The organism is Epilithonimonas zeae (assembly GCF_900141765.1).
GTDB classification, from domain to species: Bacteria; Bacteroidota; Bacteroidia; order Flavobacteriales; family Weeksellaceae; genus Epilithonimonas; species Epilithonimonas zeae.
On the sequence record NZ_FSRK01000002.1, the window covers coordinates 719,342 to 737,581 of the forward strand.

10 protein-coding genes are annotated in these 18,240 nt (G+C 37.6%); 9 read left to right on the forward strand and 1 reads right to left on the reverse strand.

The features are described 5' to 3' along the window. Positions 1 to 395: 395 nt before the first annotated feature. The gene (locus BUR19_RS15105) at positions 396 to 1,772 is read left to right on the forward strand and encodes a tetratricopeptide repeat protein (RefSeq protein ID WP_139297370.1); all 1,377 of its coding nucleotides are present in this window, start codon (positions 396 to 398) and stop codon (positions 1,770 to 1,772) included. A 28-nt stretch (positions 1,773 to 1,800) separates the two neighbouring features. Here the strand turns inward: BUR19_RS15105 and BUR19_RS15110 are convergent, their stop codons facing one another. Further along, entirely contained in the window at positions 1,801 to 3,114 is a 1,314-nt protein-coding gene (locus tag BUR19_RS15110) for a T9SS type A sorting domain-containing protein (RefSeq protein ID WP_074236270.1), read from the reverse strand. A 418-nt stretch (positions 3,115 to 3,532) separates the two neighbouring features. Here BUR19_RS15110 and BUR19_RS18855 point away from each other — a divergent pair, with 418 nt between their 5' ends. The 8 genes from BUR19_RS18855 to BUR19_RS15145 all read left to right on the forward strand — a co-directional run bounded on the left by BUR19_RS18855 (position 3,533) and on the right by BUR19_RS15145 (position 17,801). Then, positions 3,533 to 3,748 carry a hypothetical protein gene (locus BUR19_RS18855; RefSeq protein WP_139297371.1) on the forward strand — a complete coding sequence of 72 codons (216 nt, stop codon included), beginning with the start codon at positions 3,533 to 3,535 and terminating at the stop codon, positions 3,746 to 3,748. Positions 3,749 to 3,960: 212 nt separating this feature from the next. Continuing rightward, positions 3,961 to 5,427 (forward strand): tetratricopeptide repeat protein, encoded by a 1,467-nt coding sequence (locus BUR19_RS15115; protein ID WP_074236271.1) that lies wholly within the window; start codon positions 3,961 to 3,963, stop codon positions 5,425 to 5,427. Positions 5,428 to 5,768: 341 nt separating this feature from the next. Next, positions 5,769 to 6,209 (forward strand): hypothetical protein, encoded by a 441-nt coding sequence (locus BUR19_RS15120; protein WP_139297373.1) that lies wholly within the window; start codon positions 5,769 to 5,771, stop codon positions 6,207 to 6,209. A gap of 344 nt (positions 6,210 to 6,553) precedes the next feature. Continuing rightward, entirely contained in the window at positions 6,554 to 10,912 is a 4,359-nt protein-coding gene (locus tag BUR19_RS15125) for a thrombospondin type 3 repeat-containing protein (protein ID WP_083600789.1), read from the forward strand. 14 nt (positions 10,913 to 10,926) lie between these two features. Then, positions 10,927 to 11,460, forward strand: a complete 534-nt coding sequence (locus BUR19_RS15130; RefSeq protein ID WP_074236274.1) for a hypothetical protein — start codon at positions 10,927 to 10,929, stop codon at positions 11,458 to 11,460. A gap of 193 nt (positions 11,461 to 11,653) precedes the next feature. Further along, complete coding sequence (locus BUR19_RS15135) at positions 11,654 to 16,513, forward strand: beta strand repeat-containing protein (protein ID WP_083600790.1); 4,860 nt, start codon at positions 11,654 to 11,656, stop codon at positions 16,511 to 16,513. 97 nt (positions 16,514 to 16,610) lie between these two features. After that, a complete protein-coding gene (locus tag BUR19_RS15140; protein WP_074236276.1) occupies positions 16,611 to 17,189 on the forward strand; it encodes a hypothetical protein in 579 nt (192 codons plus the stop codon). A gap of 165 nt (positions 17,190 to 17,354) precedes the next feature. Continuing rightward, on the forward strand, positions 17,355 to 17,801 hold the full coding sequence (locus tag BUR19_RS15145; RefSeq protein ID WP_074236277.1) for a hypothetical protein: 447 nt from the start codon (positions 17,355 to 17,357) through the stop codon (positions 17,799 to 17,801). Positions 17,802 to 18,240: the final 439 nt, after the last annotated feature.

The following is an 18,240-nucleotide window of genomic DNA, read 5'->3' on the forward strand; positions in this document are numbered from 1 at the left end:
TCATCATTATCTCGCTTAGTTTGGGTTCTGAATAACTCTTTTCGATTGAAAATTGTGTAGTGTTTTAAAATTATTACAAAAGAAAATGCAACCAATTTAAATAAGACTTCTTTTTTCTGATTAAGAAAATATAAAATCTCTATAAAAATCAAACCTTACTTATCCACTGATATTCTATTTTAATTTTTTTGTATTAAATTGTTTTCTATATTTGTTTATTAATATTTATTTGATATTTTGGTAATATTTTAACTAATATTCAATTAATTTGCTAGTGAATATCTTTATTTTTTGATTCTGTGAAAGCGAATTGTTTCATATTATTTTCATTGATAGCATTTTTTTCTTCCTTAGACTTAAATGCGCAAAGCTTATCTAAAAAACAGATTGACAGTATGCTTGATAAGACCAATATTGGATGGGATTTGGAAAGAAATATAAAAAACCTGAAGCAGATATATGGATATGCAGAAAAAATAAATTATGAGAAAGGAAAATATCGGGCACTCATGCATATGAGTAACTGGTATATGTTGAAAAGACAATATAAAACGGCAATTCCAATATTTGAAAATGTAGAATCTTTGCCTATTGAAAACCCTGACAATTATATATACAAAATCCAGGCATTACAAGATAAAGCTTCCGCTTATATTGAATTAGGATTTTTTGATGATGCCCGTACAGCCATTAATAAATCTTTGAACGAAAGCAGGAATTTGAAAAATGACAACAAGTTTCTCATAATAGGACGCGCTTATCATCTGAAAGCTACACTTTGTATAGAACTGAAAAAACCGGAAGATTCTGTTTTGTTTTATACAAAAAAATCAATACTATATTTTCAAAAAATTCAAAAAACTGCTTTAAGAGAAGGAAAACTACAAAGCGCGTATATCAATATCAGTACAAGCTTTTTTGAAGCGAAGAAAATGGATTCGGCTTTATTCTATTCCTATAAAGTGAAATCTATGAAGAATTTGGGGCTGGAAGCCCAATCTTATTTGTTTCAGACTATTGCCCAGGTTCATATAGAAAAAAAACGTGTGGACAGCGCCCTTTTTTATTACAAAAAATCCGAGACCATATCCAAGATATTAGAAGATCCGGCTACGTTGAAAGTAGCTTATACTACCTTGTCCGGACTGTATGAAAAATTGGGAAACAAAGACAGTTCATTATTATACAGTAAAAAATATTCTCGGTTAGTAGATAGCATTGCTTTGCTTGATAAAAAAGGGGCAACAGCTGCATCTCAGGCTATAAAAAAGGAAGTCCGGGAAGAAAATACAGAAACAAAACAGAGACTATATATCATATTGCTATGCATCTTTGTCTTATTATGCGTCCTTATAATCTTTCTTTGGTTTTTCTTCAAAAATTATCATAAGGAGAAAAAAGAAAGAATGAAAAAAGATGAGATACTTTTAGAAAAAGATGATGAGCTTACTAAAACAAAATCTATAATAAATGATGCTTTTGAGGAAGTAACAAAGCTTGCAAAAAATAATGACCCTGCTTTTTTAGGCAGGTTTAAAGAAGTATATCCTGCTTTTTGTGATGAAATTCTGAAGATATGCCCGGATATGATCAATTCCGAGCTTGAGTTTTGCGCTTATCTTAAACTCAATTTTTCTACCAAAGATATTGCAACCTATACTTTTGTAACACCAAAAGCAGTACAAAATAGGAAAAACAGAATCCGAAAAAAACTGAATATTCCTTCGGATGAAGACATCTATTTTTGGATGAATAAAGTTGAGAAAAAATAAAAAGAACCGGTAGATTCCGGTTCTATAATTAGTTTTTGATGAATTTAAGACTTTGAGGATGATTATTAAATATTCCTTTTAAAATATAAGCTCCCTTTGGAAGATTGCTGAGATCAATATTATTTCTATTGTCATTAACCCTGTTTATTTTTTTTCCTGCTGCATCATATATTTCTATATTGGAGATGCTGTTGCTACCTTTAATATGAAGAATGTCTTTCACCGGATTGGGATATATTAGGACTTTCTCTTTATCTGCATTAGTAACAGCCATATTGACATCAGGCAATTGAAGGCGGAATCCTATGGGAACCCCGTTCTGTCTTCCCCATCCTACAATATACTTTCCATCAGGGGAGATTGCTCGCGGTAGACTAAAGGTGATACCTTGTGTATCGATTCCTAGACTCTGCGCATAAGCCGTAAGCTCTACACGCCCTGTTGTGGGAGTCCAGATAAAGCCTTCGCCACTATCAGGTGCAGGGTTTACAAAGATGTTACGAAAATATCCCACTGCTATGCTTCCATCTGCATTTATAGCAGTTGTTGCTCCTGAAAAGCCTGTTTCCAAGCTGACATCGGGATGGTCAATTTTTATTACACCGCTCGTCTCACTCCATATGATAGCGTATCCTAACATACTACTTCCTGTTGCCCATACACCATTATCAGAAATTGCTGCAACTTCGTTCAGGGGCAGAGTTCCATATTCTGTTTCTTCTGTAACTAGTTTCTGAACACCATTTTTCCACACAGCAAAAGATCTGTAACCTGTATCACTCATATCTTGCCATCCTCCGATTACAGTTCCATCTGCACTTAAGGCATTTGCTCTCGCACTTTTTCCTTCTTGCGTGCTACCCATATCGGAAACTCCTGTCTCCTGTGTCCATTTAACAGGATGTCCTACACCCTCATTATACCACCCAAGCCCTACTATGGTTTTGCCATCTGATGAAATATTAAATGCACTGCTGGTATGTTCTCCTGAACTGGCTCCTATGCCTCCAAGATAATTAGGGCTTTCTGTAGCAACATCATACAGTGTTATTTCATTAAGATTGGTTGAAGGATTCGTGATGCTGAGAGCGATTTTGCTACCGTCGGATGAAATAGAAGCATTACCTGCAAGCGAAACTCCGTTAGTGACTTGTCCTATATTTTTAAATCCGTTTTCCGAAGTCCACATAAAATAGCTATTCCCTATACTTCCGGTTACTGTTCCTGTATTGGAAACATCATCAGGATGAACTGCAATACCAAGATTCGTGACCTGTGCACTGACATGAAAGCATAATGCTGTAATTGACAAAGTTAAAATTTGTGTAAATTTTTTGTTCATAATTCGGTATTAATAATTGTTTAAAATTCTGTCTGCAAATTGCAAATTATTTCTCGTTTCCTAGATACCATAAAGATACCACAAGTTTTTAATCTGCTGTTTTACAGTTTGTTAAAAATTATTTACATGTATTCGACGTTTTGTAAAATGTGGCAGCAAAGTGATTTAAGATTTCTTTTCATATTGATCCCAATACTATTTCCTTGTGCATCTTAAATATGATTGCAACATCACAATACAAATGAATTATATGTTATACGCAGATGTCTTACTTTATGTATATAGTGGGAAATTGTTTAGTTTCTTTTCTGTTTCATTATTGATTGTAATATTTGGAGTTATTGATCTGTTTTATTTACTTCATAAACAGCGGAAAAGAAAACCCAAAAACTTCAACAGAAAATAACAGAAAGTCTATTTGCCGACAGTACTTGATAAAGTTATTTATGATGTAATTATTTCTCTGGCACAATATAACTCTCCTGAAATTCTATATCGTTTCACAAGAGCTAATCCAAAGTTCTTTAAAAAGCTTCTGCAAATCGAACCGAATCTCAAAACATCAGAACTGCTTTTTGCGCCCATCTCAAATTATAATTTTCCACAAAAGAGATTGAAGCATACACTTTTGTAACTCTCAAGGCAGTGCAGAATAGTATACGGGCAAGGCTTAATATCCCTTCTCAGGAAGACCTGTAGGTATGGTTTGATAAGTTTTAATATGCTAATAATCAATTTTTTTTGGCTTTTGTGGCATCTATGTGGTATGTGTTTTTTTCGGGAATAATGATTGATGGTATTTCTTTGCCCATCTAACAAGATCGGAGCTAAAACACACACACACAAATGAATTTTTCTTTAAAACAAAAATTATGGACATTTTTTGTCCTGATTATTCTACTGATTTTATTAAAATCCTATGCTTTTTTTGTTTCAGGTCGTAATGATAATGATTCATTAAAGATCAATAATCTTCTGATCTCAGCCAAAAAACAATCTACGGAATTTAATTTTAACGAGAGTATTTTTTTAAGTAAAAAGGCATTACGCGCTTCGGAAAATCAATCTTACAGAATAGGAATTATTAAAAGTAATTATCAGATAGCTTTTGATCTTTGCAATCTTGGAAGTTATGATGAAAGTATCAAGTACATTAATATACTGGAAAAGTCATATGGAGATTACATTCAGGATGATTTTCAGCTTAACATTGATTTGGCAGATCTGAAGGGGAGGAATTTTCTTGCGCAGGGTTTCAAAAAAAGGGCAAAAGAAGAATTCAGAAAAGAGCTTGGTTTAGCCTATTTGTATAAAGATTCTGAAAAAAAATATCAAGCAGCAATCCACGCATATACCAATTTGTCGGCAAGTTGTGAGACAGACAGCGCTTATTTCTATATGAAAAAGATACTTTCTTTTAGAGATAAGGTTAAAGACAAAAAAGCATTTTACATCACCTATATCAATATTTCAGACTATTATTATAAGGAAAGAAAAGTCAATATAGATTCTGCTTTGTATTATAATAGCAAAGGAATTCAATTGGCAGAAGAAAACAATTCTACCTATATGTATATTGCAATTTTGCAGAAGGCAGAACTTCTTTTTCTCCAAAAGAAGTATCACGAATCTCTTCAGTATACTTTAAAAGGTATCAGACTTTCCAAGGAAAGAAACAGGAGCGAAGAGGTATTGCTTTCTTATAAACTCTTGGCGGATAATTACAGGGAATTAGGCGATTATAAGTTGCAGTCCAAATTTTTGGACAAATATTCCAAAATGAATGACAGCATCTTCAATGCAAGACAAACGGGTATACAAGCATCTGCAGATGTGATTTTTAACGAACAGGATCAAAATAAAAAAAGCCAAAGAACATCATCGCTTTGGTACATCATTTCGTCGATATTTATAATCTGTGCCATTGGCCTGGGTTTGTTTTTCTATTTTAAAAAGAATAAGAAACCTATTGAGAATTCTGATTCTGTTGTAGAAAATAAATCAGAAACCGAATTACCAAATGTTTCTTATGAAGAAATAATTGCGCTGGCAAAAGGAAATTCTTCTGATTTTCTATTCAGATTCAAAGAGATCTATCCCAGTTTTTTCGAAAAGTTATATGAAATTGAACCGGAACTCATCACTTCCGAGCTTACATTCTGTGCTTATCTGAAATTACAATTCTCCACAAAAGAAATTGCTTCTTACACTTTTGTGACGCCCAAAGCTGTACAAAATCGAAAAAACAGGATCAGAAAAAAGCTCAATATTCCATCCAATATGGATATCTATACTTGGATTGGTAGGCTTTAATGATTTGATAATCAGTTAATTGTAATTATGTGGTATCGATGTGGCAGGTATTTTTATTGATTTAGCAGACAACTGTATTTTCTTTGCCTTCTAGAAACACAATAAACATAACACACACACAAATGATGAATCTTCTTGAGAGGCATTCGGAGAAGGGGTTTAATTTCCCCTCTTTTGGATGTTTTACTTTTCACTCATTCTCACAAAGATTCATTTGATATGAACTTCAAATGTTTAAGAATACTCCATATTGCTTATGTTCTTTTCCCAGTTTGATATTGGGAAGATTTACATTAGTACTCTTTTTTATTTTATTTTCCTTTTCTGCTAATGCACAAACTGTGATAGTAGGATTGGAACATATTGTTGTTCAGGAAGGTGCAATGATTTATGTTGATAGTACAGAAGCTAAACCAGGTCTGGATGAAGTGGTCTTAGTAACAAAAAATGCTGAAAATAATCCGGTTGTCAGCAGGGAAAAATTACTAGCTGTTTCTAAGGCAAATAAAGAAAGCAAATCTCGGATCAAAAAGGGTTTACCTAAACAAATAGAATTCACTTATCAGCCTAAAGAAAATAATTCTTCTATTTCAGAAACTTCTACTCAAAAAATAGTTGCTTCCAGTTCAAATTTCCAATGGAATCTGATAGGAATCGTTGTAGAAATAAAATATAGTTTTCTTCAGGTTTTATGGAATAAAGGAAAAACTTCCGAAAAGGAAAACTTCTTCGCAGAGCAGTCTATTGCTTACAAATCTTCCCGCGCTCCTCCATATTGCTAATACAATCATAACCTGATATTGCAGAAAAAACATTTTCAAAAATCTATTGAAAATGATAATTCAGTATTCTTTTTTAACAATTAAAAAAATTAGCAAATGTCAGCACTTCATAAAATAAAAGCTTATCTGTATGATAACCTTTTGACCAAAGATGAACCAGAGATGGCAAATCTTTGATAGGTTTCTTGCAGTAGCATAACAGTCACAGATAATATCCGCCCGTGAGGAGAAGAACATCCCTGAGGGTTAGAGAAACCGCCTCAAACGGGCGATAGGAAATCTTCCATCCGTTCGTGAGGAATGGTTCCTAATAAAAGCACATTTATTTACTAAAAACAATTTGAATGAAATTTAAAATACTGATGAGTCTTCTTTTTATTTTAGGCTTTTATCAACAATCATTTTCACAATCCCGACCAGGATCATCTATGCAGCTACAAAAAAAGAGGCTGCCAAATAGTGGAGCGGGCAATGCTATTACTGGTAATCCGATACGAAAGAATTCCCCATCTCAAATTCGTTATCAAGAAACATTACAGGGAGGTGCAACAATAATTGGGAATTCATGGTATTATAGCTTACCAGCTGATAATACTGCTATGTTAATAGCAGATGTTGATGACGACAACTCTACAAATATGTCCAGCTCTGCAGACTTGATTTTGCCTGTAGGATCAAAAATTGAGAAAGTATTTCTATCAATCGAAAGCGGTTATTATGATTATGCCAATTTTACAGCTGTAAAACTTAAAGTGCCTGGAGCTGCGAGCTACACTACTTTGATATCGGCCACCAGTTTAGCGGACAATCTTTTATCGGATCTGGTTGACAGCACGATTTCCGGAGGTTATGGTCAGATGATTTGGGATATTACATCTATGGTTCCTGCTAACGGATACGTAAGCACTGCAGGAGGAGGTGTCGGTGGTCGCTTTTATTTGGCAGATCCCAATCCACAGCCTTATAATATGGGTGGATGGTCAATGATTGTGGTATATTCTAATCCCAATTCAAAATTTAGAAGCATAACAGTTGCAGATAATTGGCAGTATTTTTATGATTCTTCTGTAGAAACTAATATTTCCGGCATAAAAGTACCTTCTTCAGGTAATGTAAAAGCTGTAGTAGGGGTTACAGGCACTTATGGAGACAGAGGGTATGAGGATTATGTAAAATTTGGAAAGCAGGGTGATATTTTGACATCCCTAAAGGATCCTATGACGGGCTTGGATACGGATGCTCTAAACAGCTCTATAGCCTGGACCTCCGAAAATAATGTTTCAGCCGACGGAGGACCCGCAATTTCCGGTAATTATGTTGCACGTAACCCAATTAGTGCAGGACATATTTATGGACCTGCCGAATCATGGGATTTTGATGCTGACATATTTGATGCTTCAGGTATTTTAACAGCTTCAATTAACCCTATAGATGTAACGTTTATTCAAGAAAGCACTGGCGGCGATGTTTTGGCCAGCGGTTCTTACTTTATATCCGTTGATTTGGCTCTTGCTCCAAAACTATTAAAAACATTATCGCCTACTTCTATCTATGATGGCGGGACAGCTACCTATACATGGACAGTAACGAACACATTGTCTGATGCCATACTCCAGACCATTTCTTTTACTGATAATTTACCTGCAGGTATAAAAGTAGCATCCGTTCCAAATGCTTCTATCACTGGCGGTATAGGCGGAGGCATAGCTGCTGCGCCAGGATCGGGAACTGTTACTATTTCTAATTTACAGCTAAACCCAGGGCAAAGTGCAACAATAAAGGTAGATATTACAAATGTTCCCGGACAACTGAATGCGACTTGTACTGGTTTGCCATCCGCATTTACAAATAGCTTTTCCAATATTTCGTTAGGGGATGATGTAAGTCTGGATGCAAGCGGAATTGTACCGCAATGTTTAATTGTCAAATGTAAAGCGAATGTTACGCCTCCTCCTGTTCAGGATCTGAGTGCTGTCTGCCCGGCAAATACAGTCAATTTGGCAAGTGCTTTTACTGGGACCGTACCCGCAGGCTTATCCTTGGTTTGGTTTACAAACAATACCCATTCTGGAACGGCATTATCGGGAACACAAATAACTCAGGCTGGTGCTGGATCGTATTATGCATTTTACTATGATAGTGTCTCACAGTGTTATAGTGTAGCTTCTTCTTTAGTTAATGTAACTGTTTTTAATCTTGACTCAGACGGGGATGGCGTACCTGATGTGTGTGATCTTGACAATGATAATGACGGTATTTTGGATACTGACGAATGTGGGTCGGCTAATAGAATTGTTAGAGGAGATTTTTCAAACCTACCGACACCTTCCGGTAACATAAACGCAGCCCAAGTAGCCGCGGCAACTTCAAATAAATGGGTATATAATGGTACAAATGGAGTAAATCTTTATTGGGGTAATGTTACTTCCGGTTTTGGTAATGGTATCACATTGGACAAAGATAACCAGACACAAACCCTTACCCAATCATTGACTGGCGTAGGTTATGTTTTGCCAGGTTTCAAGTCGCAGCTTCTTATTACAAAGTTTATGGCAAGAAATGGTGTTGGAGGAACTGGGTCTGGTACTCAGAAAGGAAGGTCATCCACCTTGACCATTAGCTATGCAGGAGTGGAGTATGTCAAACTGGTTACGGCTGATGGGGTAAATAGTAACTCTACGCTTACATACAGTAATGGGGCTACTGGGAATATCTCTACAATATTAGTGGATAGTAACTATGATAATTGGACGATCACACTTCCGTCGAACATTTCCCATTCGGGTGATTTGGTAATTAAAAATGTAAATGGTGTTGGAAATGCTCTTGGAGGTGCTGATGATTTTGTAATGGCAGATATTGTTTTAAACTCTTGCAAGGATACCGATGGTGATGGGATTCCCGATTATCTGGATCTGGATTCAGATAACGATGGCTGTTTGGATGCTATCGAAGGTGATGAGAATGTAACTAGTTCACAGTTGGTCACAGCAGGAGGGGGCTTGACTGTTGGGATAGGTTCTACCGCTGCTAGTCAAAACCTTTGTGCAAATGGTACTTGTGTCAATGCCAATGGAGTTCCAAATATTGTGAACCCTGGTGGTGCTGCAGATATTGGAAATGACCAGGGGCAGGGTGTTGGTACTTCACAAAATGAAAAACTTACTGCTTGTCTCCCTATCTGTGGTTTTGATAATACAAATGGCGGAAATACGACGCCTGTTCCAGTAGCAAAATCTAATATAAGTGCAAATGCCGCTCCTACTATTACATATTTACAAAATGCCTCTGCTTCCGCATCCAGAACCAATGAATTTGATTTTGGCGGAGTAAATCTTACCAATTCTACAGGGAATACAATACCAAATGTATTGATCGATATAAGCAAGTTAGGTTTCTGGACGCAGAATGTATCTGGAACTACCTTCAAAATATATGCATATAACCAGGCCAACCAAGCTTGGGAAGGGACTTTGGGTAATGGGCAGACCGCTTATTTCAAGATATTGGGTATTTCGGTAAACGGTGCTCAAATAACAAATCCGAACATCAGGTTGCTTCCCGTCCAAAATTCTGCATCGGTAACAGGATATCATTTTGCTTCTACAAGTGATACCGTTTCTGACGTTGCGACGTCTTTTACAGATGGAGGCACAGGAACTAGTTACTCTATTACTGGTTCTACGGTTTCTCTTCCTCAAAATCTGCCTGTAATAGATTTAGGAGCTTTAGCCAATGGATCTACGCTTACAAATGTTAAGATCAGAATGGGTCTGGTAATGCCGAATAATGCAGATGCCTGGGTAAACAATCCGGATACGGGGACAGGTGATATTGATTATTATGTATATGGGTTTGCGGATGTTTGGGGTACAGGTTACGATTTTGGAGATGCCCCATCAAGTTACGGGATAGCACAGCATGCTCCTTCATTATGTAGTCCGGCAATTTATATAGGACCAAACAGACAGGATTATGAAAGTTCTGTTACAGGAAATACAACAGCTGATGCCGATGACCTGAATATGCCAAATTATGATGATGAGAACGATAGCCTACCTGATTTTTCAGCAGGTCAAACTTCATATTCTATTACTTTACCATATGTAAACAACGCTGCTTCCGGTACTGTAAGTGCCTGGATAGATTGGAACAACAACGGCGTTTTTGATGCTTCGGAACGGGCCAATACAACCATATCTACAGGAAGCGGAAATATAGTTCTTACTTGGAAAACCTCTGGAGCTGCAAGCGGAGAAGGGGTAATACCATCCGGAATCACGACAGGGTATAAAATGGTGCGCACCCGTATAGGGACTATAAGTTCAGAAATATTGAGTGTGTCCGGCATAGCGACAGATGGTGAGGTAGAAGACAGGCTTCTATTTGTTTCTGCATATTGCACCAAACCAGGAGATTTCACAACAGGAGGTACACCTACAAAAATAGGTATCACAGTTCAGGAAAAACTTTCGGGTTGGCCAGAGTCTATTCCTAATGGTCATATAGCTTTGGAATCAAAAGAAAAAGGATTTGTGATTACGAGAGTTTCGCACGTGAGTACAACACCGGATCTCACAAATGATTCTATCAAAGATCCTAAAGAGGGAATGCTGATCTATGACATTCAGGACAAATGTGTAAAATTATTCAATGGGATTACATGGAATTGTATCCGTAGGACATGTAATGACACTAATTAAAAACGACATCAACAATGAATTATAAAATAATAATCAATAGTCTAATACTTGTTTTGCTGGCAGATTTTGCCAGCGGACAAGTCTCTATGGGAGGCAAACAAAGTGTAGAAGGAACAGCCACAATTCTGGATTTTAATAGCCAAACTGGTAATATAAAAGGAATAATCCTTCCGGCAGTGGATGATGTTTCCAACGCATTGTCTTCTGACCCTGCGAGTAATAATGGTACATTTTTATTCAATAAAAGCAATCAAAAAGTTCAGGTCTACGAGAACAACGTATGGAAAGATCTTTCGGATGCCGGAAGCAGTAGTAATCTTGTTATTAACACTTCTGATGAGAAAAGTGGAGGTGTGGTTATAGGTGCTTCAAGCAGTCCTGCAAAAGGGGTTCTTATCCTGGAATCGTCGGATAAGGCAATGATCTTACCAAGAATATCAGAACCGCATAAAAATGTTAAAAGCCCATATCCAGGAATGATGTGTTTTGATACCGTAAGCAGAACACTTGCAGTATTTGATGGTGCAAAATGGAATTATTGGAATTAGAGTAAAATGGATTTCTTTGAAATCCATATAAACTATTAATTAATCAGAGAGTTGCGGAAAGCGCGAGAGAAATTCCAGGACTGCACCTAGAATAAGCTCACACAAAGCTTTTTACAAACTGCCTATTGTATAATAGTGATCATGGGAAGGACTCCTTGAGGTAAGAATTAAAAAATATTCTAAAAACAAACAAATGATAAAAATAAATTTTTTTAAACAAGCAAAAAGCAAGATATCTCTCTTTGTGATATTGCTTTGTTTACTATTGTCTAACAATATTAATGCGCAAGCAGTTGGATGTACCAATACAATGTACCTTTCTCAGGGCACATTCAGTCCAAGTACTGAAGTCGGTTTTTACCGTATTAATAACTCTACGAATCCTTTTACATATCCGTTGATGAAACAACATGCAGGTTTGATAATTAATGCAATTGGCATAAATCCTGTTGATGGAAATATGTATGGGATGCGTTATTCTAATGCTAATCTCGTAAGAATTGACACTAATGGTAACTTTATAAACTTAGGGACTATTCCAGGTTTACCTATTTTAGATTATAATACTGGAGAAATAGATGTGGCAGGTAATTATTATGTGAAAGCTACTGGACTTAATAACAAGTTCTATAAAATTAACCTGAGTACAAATGCAGTAACTTCATTAACTTTAAGTGCAACCTTAGAACTTTCTGATTGGGCGTTTAATAACACAGATGGACAATTATATTCTGTAAATCTACCAGACGGAAGATTGTATAAAATAAATCCAAGCACCGGAAATGCAACACCGATTGGTGCTGCTTACAGTATGCCGGATGCTTTCGGGGCAATGTTTGGAGCAAGTAATGGAGAAATTTATGGAGCAATAAACAGTGGTGGTTTTTATCAATTTAATACCGTTACTGGAGCACGGACATTAATTTCTGCATCACCAGCAGCAGACCAAAATGATGGTGCTCATTGTGTTACTCAGCCCATAACCTTCAATGTAAATTTATATGTGTCTAAAACAGATAGCAAGACAACTTACACATCGGGAAGTTCCACAACTTATACTATTGTTGCAGGAAATACCGGACCGTTTGGTGTAGTTAATGCAAATGTGACAGACCCTGTTCCGGCAGGTATTCCTTCTGCAAATGTAACCTATACAGCAGTAGCTTCTGCGGGAAGCAGCACCCAAGTTGTAGGGACGCAGACTGGTGCAATTAATGATTTTGTTTCTTTACCAGTTGGTGGGACGGTGACTTATACTGTTACGGTTAATATACCAACTACTTTTACAGCGGATTTAGTAAATACTGTTACGATTACTGCGCCTATTAATTCTGTTGAGACTAATAGTGCAAATAATTCAGCAACAGATACCAATACAAGAGTTTGTGTTACTCCCCCTACGCCAACGGTTTCAGCAGGAGGGCCAACCACATTCTGTGCTGGCGGAAGTGTGACTTTAACTTCATCTTCTGCCTCTGGCAACCAATGGTACAAAGACGGCGTTATCATTTCCGGAGCAACAGGACAGACCTATTCTGCGAATGCTTCCGGAACATATACGGTTATTGTGACTACTATTGGCTGTCCAAGTCCTGCATCAGCGGGCACAACGGTAACGGTTAACCCAATACCACCAGCCTTAACTGTTTCAGCAGGCGGACCTACCACATTCTGTACAGGCGGAAGCGTGGTTCTTACCTCTACCTATAACACTACAGGTGCTTATCAATGGTACCTTAACGGCACAGTAATTCCTGGGGCGGTTTCTTATCAATATACAGCAACTGGTTCAGGGACTTATACAGTTACAAGAGAATTAGGAGGCTGTACCAGTCCTGCATCGGCAGGTACGACGGTGACTGTAAATCCTACGCCACCAGCATTGACGGTTTCGGCAGGTGGTCCTACAACTTTCTGCGCAGGCGGAAGCGTTGTCCTGACCTCAACTTATAATACTACTGGAGCTTACCAATGGTACCTGAATGGAACATTGATTTCTGGTGCTACCTCGTATCAATATACAGCGTCTGCATCAGGCACCTATACTGTTACAAGGGAATTGGGCGGATGTACCAGTCCTGCATCGGCAGGTACGACGGTGACTGTAAATCCTACGCCACCAGCATTGGCGGTTTCAGTAGGCGGACCTACCACATTCTGTACAGGTGGAAGTGTTGTGCTGACCTCAACGTATAATACTACTGGAGCTTACCAATGGTACCTAAATGGGACATTGATTTCTGGTGCTACCTCGTATCAATATACAGCGTCCGCACCAGGCACCTACACAGTTACAAGAGAATTAGGAGGCTGTACCAGTCCTGCATCGGCAGGTACGACGGTGACTGTAAATCCTACGCCACCAGCATTGACGGTTTCGGCAGGTGGTCCTACAACTTTCTGCGCAGGCGGAAGCGTTGTCCTGACCTCAACTTATAATACTACTGGAGCTTACCAATGGTACCTGAATGGAACATTGATTTCTGGGGCGGTTTCTTATCAATATACAGCAACTGGTTCAGGGACTTATACAGTTACAAGAGAATTAGGAGGCTGTACCAGTCCTGCATCGGCAGGTACGACGGTAACGGTAAATAATTGTACGGGTATTGCTTGTAATACGAAGTTCTATTTAACGCAATATCCTGTATCAGGACCCACTACTTTGTATGAACTAGACAATACTACCAACCCTTTTACGATAACTTCTATAGGTACATCTCCTGCCAATATGCATGTAAATGCTATTGGTTACAATACAGTAGATAATCTGATTTATGGGATAAGAACCGATGCTGGTTTTATGAACTATATGGTAAGGATAGACGGCAATGGAGTATTTACCAGCTTGGGAGCTGTGACTAATTTACCCACAGGTGGTTATAACTCTGGTGCATTTGATAATAGTGGAAATTACTATGTACTTAATTCCGGGTCAACGAGGTTTTATAGAATAAATGTAACAACCAATACCGCTACATTGATTACACTTTCAAGATTGTTAAATGTGAACGATATTGTTTATGATAAAACGACAGGGAAGATGTTCGGCTACGAAGGAGTATCGGGAGCTAATATATTGGTTTCTATTGACCCTGTTACCGGAACGGTTACCAATATCGGAGCAAGCGGATTACCGGGTGGTACTCTCGTAGGAGCTTTGTATGTCGATGCCTCTGGAGATATTTTCGGAAATGCAGATAATGGTTCAGGCTTTTATCAGTTCAACAAAACCACAGGTACAGCTGTAAAAATTTCCAACTCGATTGGTGCCAATGGAAACGATGGGACAAATTGCCCTGATGCGGTAATTACTTTCCCAGCAGACCTAAGTATTACTAAAACAGACGGCAAAACAGTTTATACACCGGGTACAACCAATACCTACACTATTGTTGTAAGCAACAACAGTGGTCAGTATGGTGTGCTTGGTGCTACGGTTTCAGATCCTGTACCGGCAGGTATCCCTGCTGCGAATGTATCTTATTCCGTACCGGTATTAACAGGCGGAGCAACCACCAGCATTACCGGAACTCAAACCGGTGCTCTTAATGATGTGGTAGGACTTCCTATAGGTGCTACAATCACCTACACCGTTACTATCAATGTTCCTGTTGCATTTACAGGCGATCTGACTAATACCGTTACAGTAACTCCACCTGTAAATTCTACAGATCCTAATAATGCTAATAATTCGGCGACAGATGTAGATAGTTTTAACAATCCTTGTGCGATTACTGCTTCCAATCCTGATTCAGACGGAGATGGAATAGCTAACTCTTGTGATGTAGATGATGACAATGACGGGATCTTGGATACGAATGAATGTGGTTCTAATAACAGAATCATTAGAGGAGACTTCTCAAGCCTCCCGACGCCTTCCGGTAACTTAAATGCTGCTCAGGTTGCAACAGCAACTTCAAATAAATGGATATATAATGGTTCAAATGGTGTAAATCTTTATTGGGGTAGTGTAGCAGGAGGTTTTGGCAATGGGATTGTGTTAGAAAAAGATAATCAAACAGAATCTTTAACACATTCTTTAAGCGATGTTAATTATTCTTATTCTGGTACTCCACCTCAAATTCTTATTACAAGATTTGCTGCAAGAAATGGTATTGGGGGAACTGGATCTGGTACTCAGAAAGGGAGATCATCCACCTTAACCATTAGCTATGCAGGAGTGGAGTATGTCAAAGTGGTTACGGCTGATGGGGTAAATAGTAACTCTACGCTTACATACAGTAATGGGGCTACTGGGAATATCTCTACAATATTAGTGGATAGTAACTATGATAATTGGACGATCACACTTCCGTCGAACATTTCCCATTCGGGTGATTTGGTAATTAAAAATGTAAATGGTGTTGGAAATGCTCTTGGAGGAGCTGATGATTTTATGTTTGCAGATATTGTTTTGAACTCTTGTAAAGATACCGATGGCGATGGCATTCCGGATTATCTAGATTTAGATAGTGACGCAGATGGATGTTCCGACGCTATGGAAGGCGGTGCAAATGTTATCGAGTACTGGTTGGTAACGGCTGGCGGTGTAGTGAATGGTGGTAGTACCACTGTGAATCAAAATTTATGTGCAAGCTCAAGCTGTATAAGTACCGGAACTGGTAATAATGGATTGCCTAAGGCAGCGTTTGCTGCAGGATATAGCAACACAACAGGTCAGTCTGTTGGGAACTCTCAGAATGCATTGGTAAATGACTGTTTCTGCTATGAATCTCCTACTGATCTTACTGCAATAGTTCCAGTAAATCACGGCATATCTGCACTAGGAAGAGCAGGCGCAGAAAATGGCAACTGGCCAATGTTGAGAAATTCTGCATACACAGCACTAGAGGCTAAAACCAAAGGTTTTGTTGTAACCAGAACTACCAGCCCGGAAACGACTGTTGCAATTCCTGTTGTAGGGATGATGGTATTTGATACAGATGAGGATGGAGGCAAAGGCTGTCTGAAAATCTACACCGGATCAGGAGTAGGAGAAGGATGGAAATGCTTTACAACACAGGGCTGTCCGCCACCTCCAAGTAACTAAATCGGGCAATAGCCAATTTTTTACAATTTGCCATCGGATTCAGATAATTAAAATCTGATGGCAGTTGTAATAATTAACTTTAAAATATAAAAACAAAATGAACAAGATAATTTCAATCATATTAATAAGTGTTTCCGCCACTGCCTTTTCTCAGGTAAGAATAGGAAAGTCTGACGCAGCCAATCTTAGCAGCACTTCAGTTTTGCTGGAGTTTGGAGATACAAAAGACAAAGGAATTGTATTGCCATATGTAGAAACAGTTCCTGCAGAAGGAAGTACACAAGCCACAGGTGGTACCATTATTTTTGATGTTTCTGCAAACACTGAGTACAAAATAAAAGTCAAAAATCAGAATGCAGGTTGGCGAGACCTCAGTGTGCAATCCGGATATTCCACATCGGTAGAAACTATTGTAAAGCCAGTACAGGCAACGCCATTGGCGGATAATACAAACGCAAAAGCAATCATTGGTTCGTCAACTTCTGCAGCAGATGGCATTTTGGTGTTGGAGTCTACGGACAAAGCAATGGTGCTGCCAATTGTAGATGATTATAAAGCTATCAAAAATCCTTCCCCCGGTATGCTTGCATTCCTGAAAGGCCTTACAGCAAATGAACATCGCTTGATAGTTTTCAACGGACAGAAATGGACGTTCTGGAGACCAAAAGTGAACTAAGACAAGACTACTATTTAATTTTTTAGCCGGGCAGTTTTTTATATTACGACTACAATTTCTTTCATAACTATTGTGCTGTTCGGCTTTTTTTCTAAAATGTGATTTGAATGAACTGCTTTGAGGCTAAAAGTAGATAAGAATATTTTTAAAGTTAACTTCACCACAATGAAAATTAATAATCTGAAAAATGTAAATCTAATAATCCGAGTACTTGCTTTTTTGATGTTATTGAATATTGGATTTTTTCTCTTGGCAATCTTGCTTTTAAAATCGATCTTGATTCCTGTAATCATTGGGGCGATAATATTAGCTGAGATTGTATTCTATTTTCGGCTAAGGTATATAGAGTTTGATGATTCTGGAGAAGTTTTGATTCTGAAAGCCTATCACCCTTTAAAAAATAAAATCCACTTGCAAGGAAATGCGAATATAGAAATTCCTAAAAATTGCATTGAAAAATATGTTGTGAACGGCGGAAAACTGATGTTGTGGGGAACCCATTTGGGGAGAAACAAACCCTTTACAATAGAGTTCCGGATTCCCTATTTTGGAAATATCAATCAAAATAAAATTGATTCAAGATTAAAAGAATATCTAAATAGATATGAGTGATTTCATTAACATCAATATAGGAGCTTTGATTCACCAGCGGGTTTCGGAAAAAAACTGGAAATCACAAGGATTTGTAATTTTTTCAACAGTTCTGAGGATGAGGTTTTAGAAATGTATCTCTCAAACTCTGGAAACAGAATTATTATTGAAATGGAGCAAGATTCTGGATTATGATTTTTTCAGGATCTATACCCAGCATCAAGCTTACTTACTTTCTCTTCTATCTCTTGTAATTCCTGATTTATAAACTCAAATGTTACATAATTAAAAAAAGCAGACCTAGGCCTGCTCTTCCTAAATAAATTTTAATTATGGAAAAATTGAATAGTTACTCCGTTATTGAGTATATCTTCTTTAATTTTTATTTCTCACACTCCATATAGAAGTTAGTTTCATCAATATAAACTGATTTATAATTACAGAATCCCAATGTAATAAT

Excerpts from the sequence above, each read along its gene's own strand:
- BUR19_RS15105 (WP_139297370.1), top strand. The coding sequence starts at position 396 with ATGCTTGATAAGACCAATATTGGATGGGATTTGGAAAGAAATATAAAA.
- BUR19_RS15110 (WP_074236270.1), bottom strand. The coding sequence starts at position 3,114 with ATGAACAAAAAATTTACACAAATTTTAACTTTGTCAATTACAGCATTA.
- BUR19_RS15115 (WP_074236271.1), top strand. The coding sequence starts at position 3,961 with ATGAATTTTTCTTTAAAACAAAAATTATGGACATTTTTTGTCCTGATT.
- BUR19_RS15125 (WP_083600789.1), top strand. The coding sequence starts at position 6,554 with ATGAAATTTAAAATACTGATGAGTCTTCTTTTTATTTTAGGCTTTTAT.
- BUR19_RS15130 (WP_074236274.1), top strand. The coding sequence starts at position 10,927 with ATGAATTATAAAATAATAATCAATAGTCTAATACTTGTTTTGCTGGCA.
- BUR19_RS15135 (WP_083600790.1), top strand. The coding sequence starts at position 11,654 with ATGATAAAAATAAATTTTTTTAAACAAGCAAAAAGCAAGATATCTCTC.
- BUR19_RS15140 (WP_074236276.1), top strand. The coding sequence starts at position 16,611 with ATGAACAAGATAATTTCAATCATATTAATAAGTGTTTCCGCCACTGCC.
- BUR19_RS15145 (WP_074236277.1), top strand. The coding sequence starts at position 17,355 with ATGAAAATTAATAATCTGAAAAATGTAAATCTAATAATCCGAGTACTT.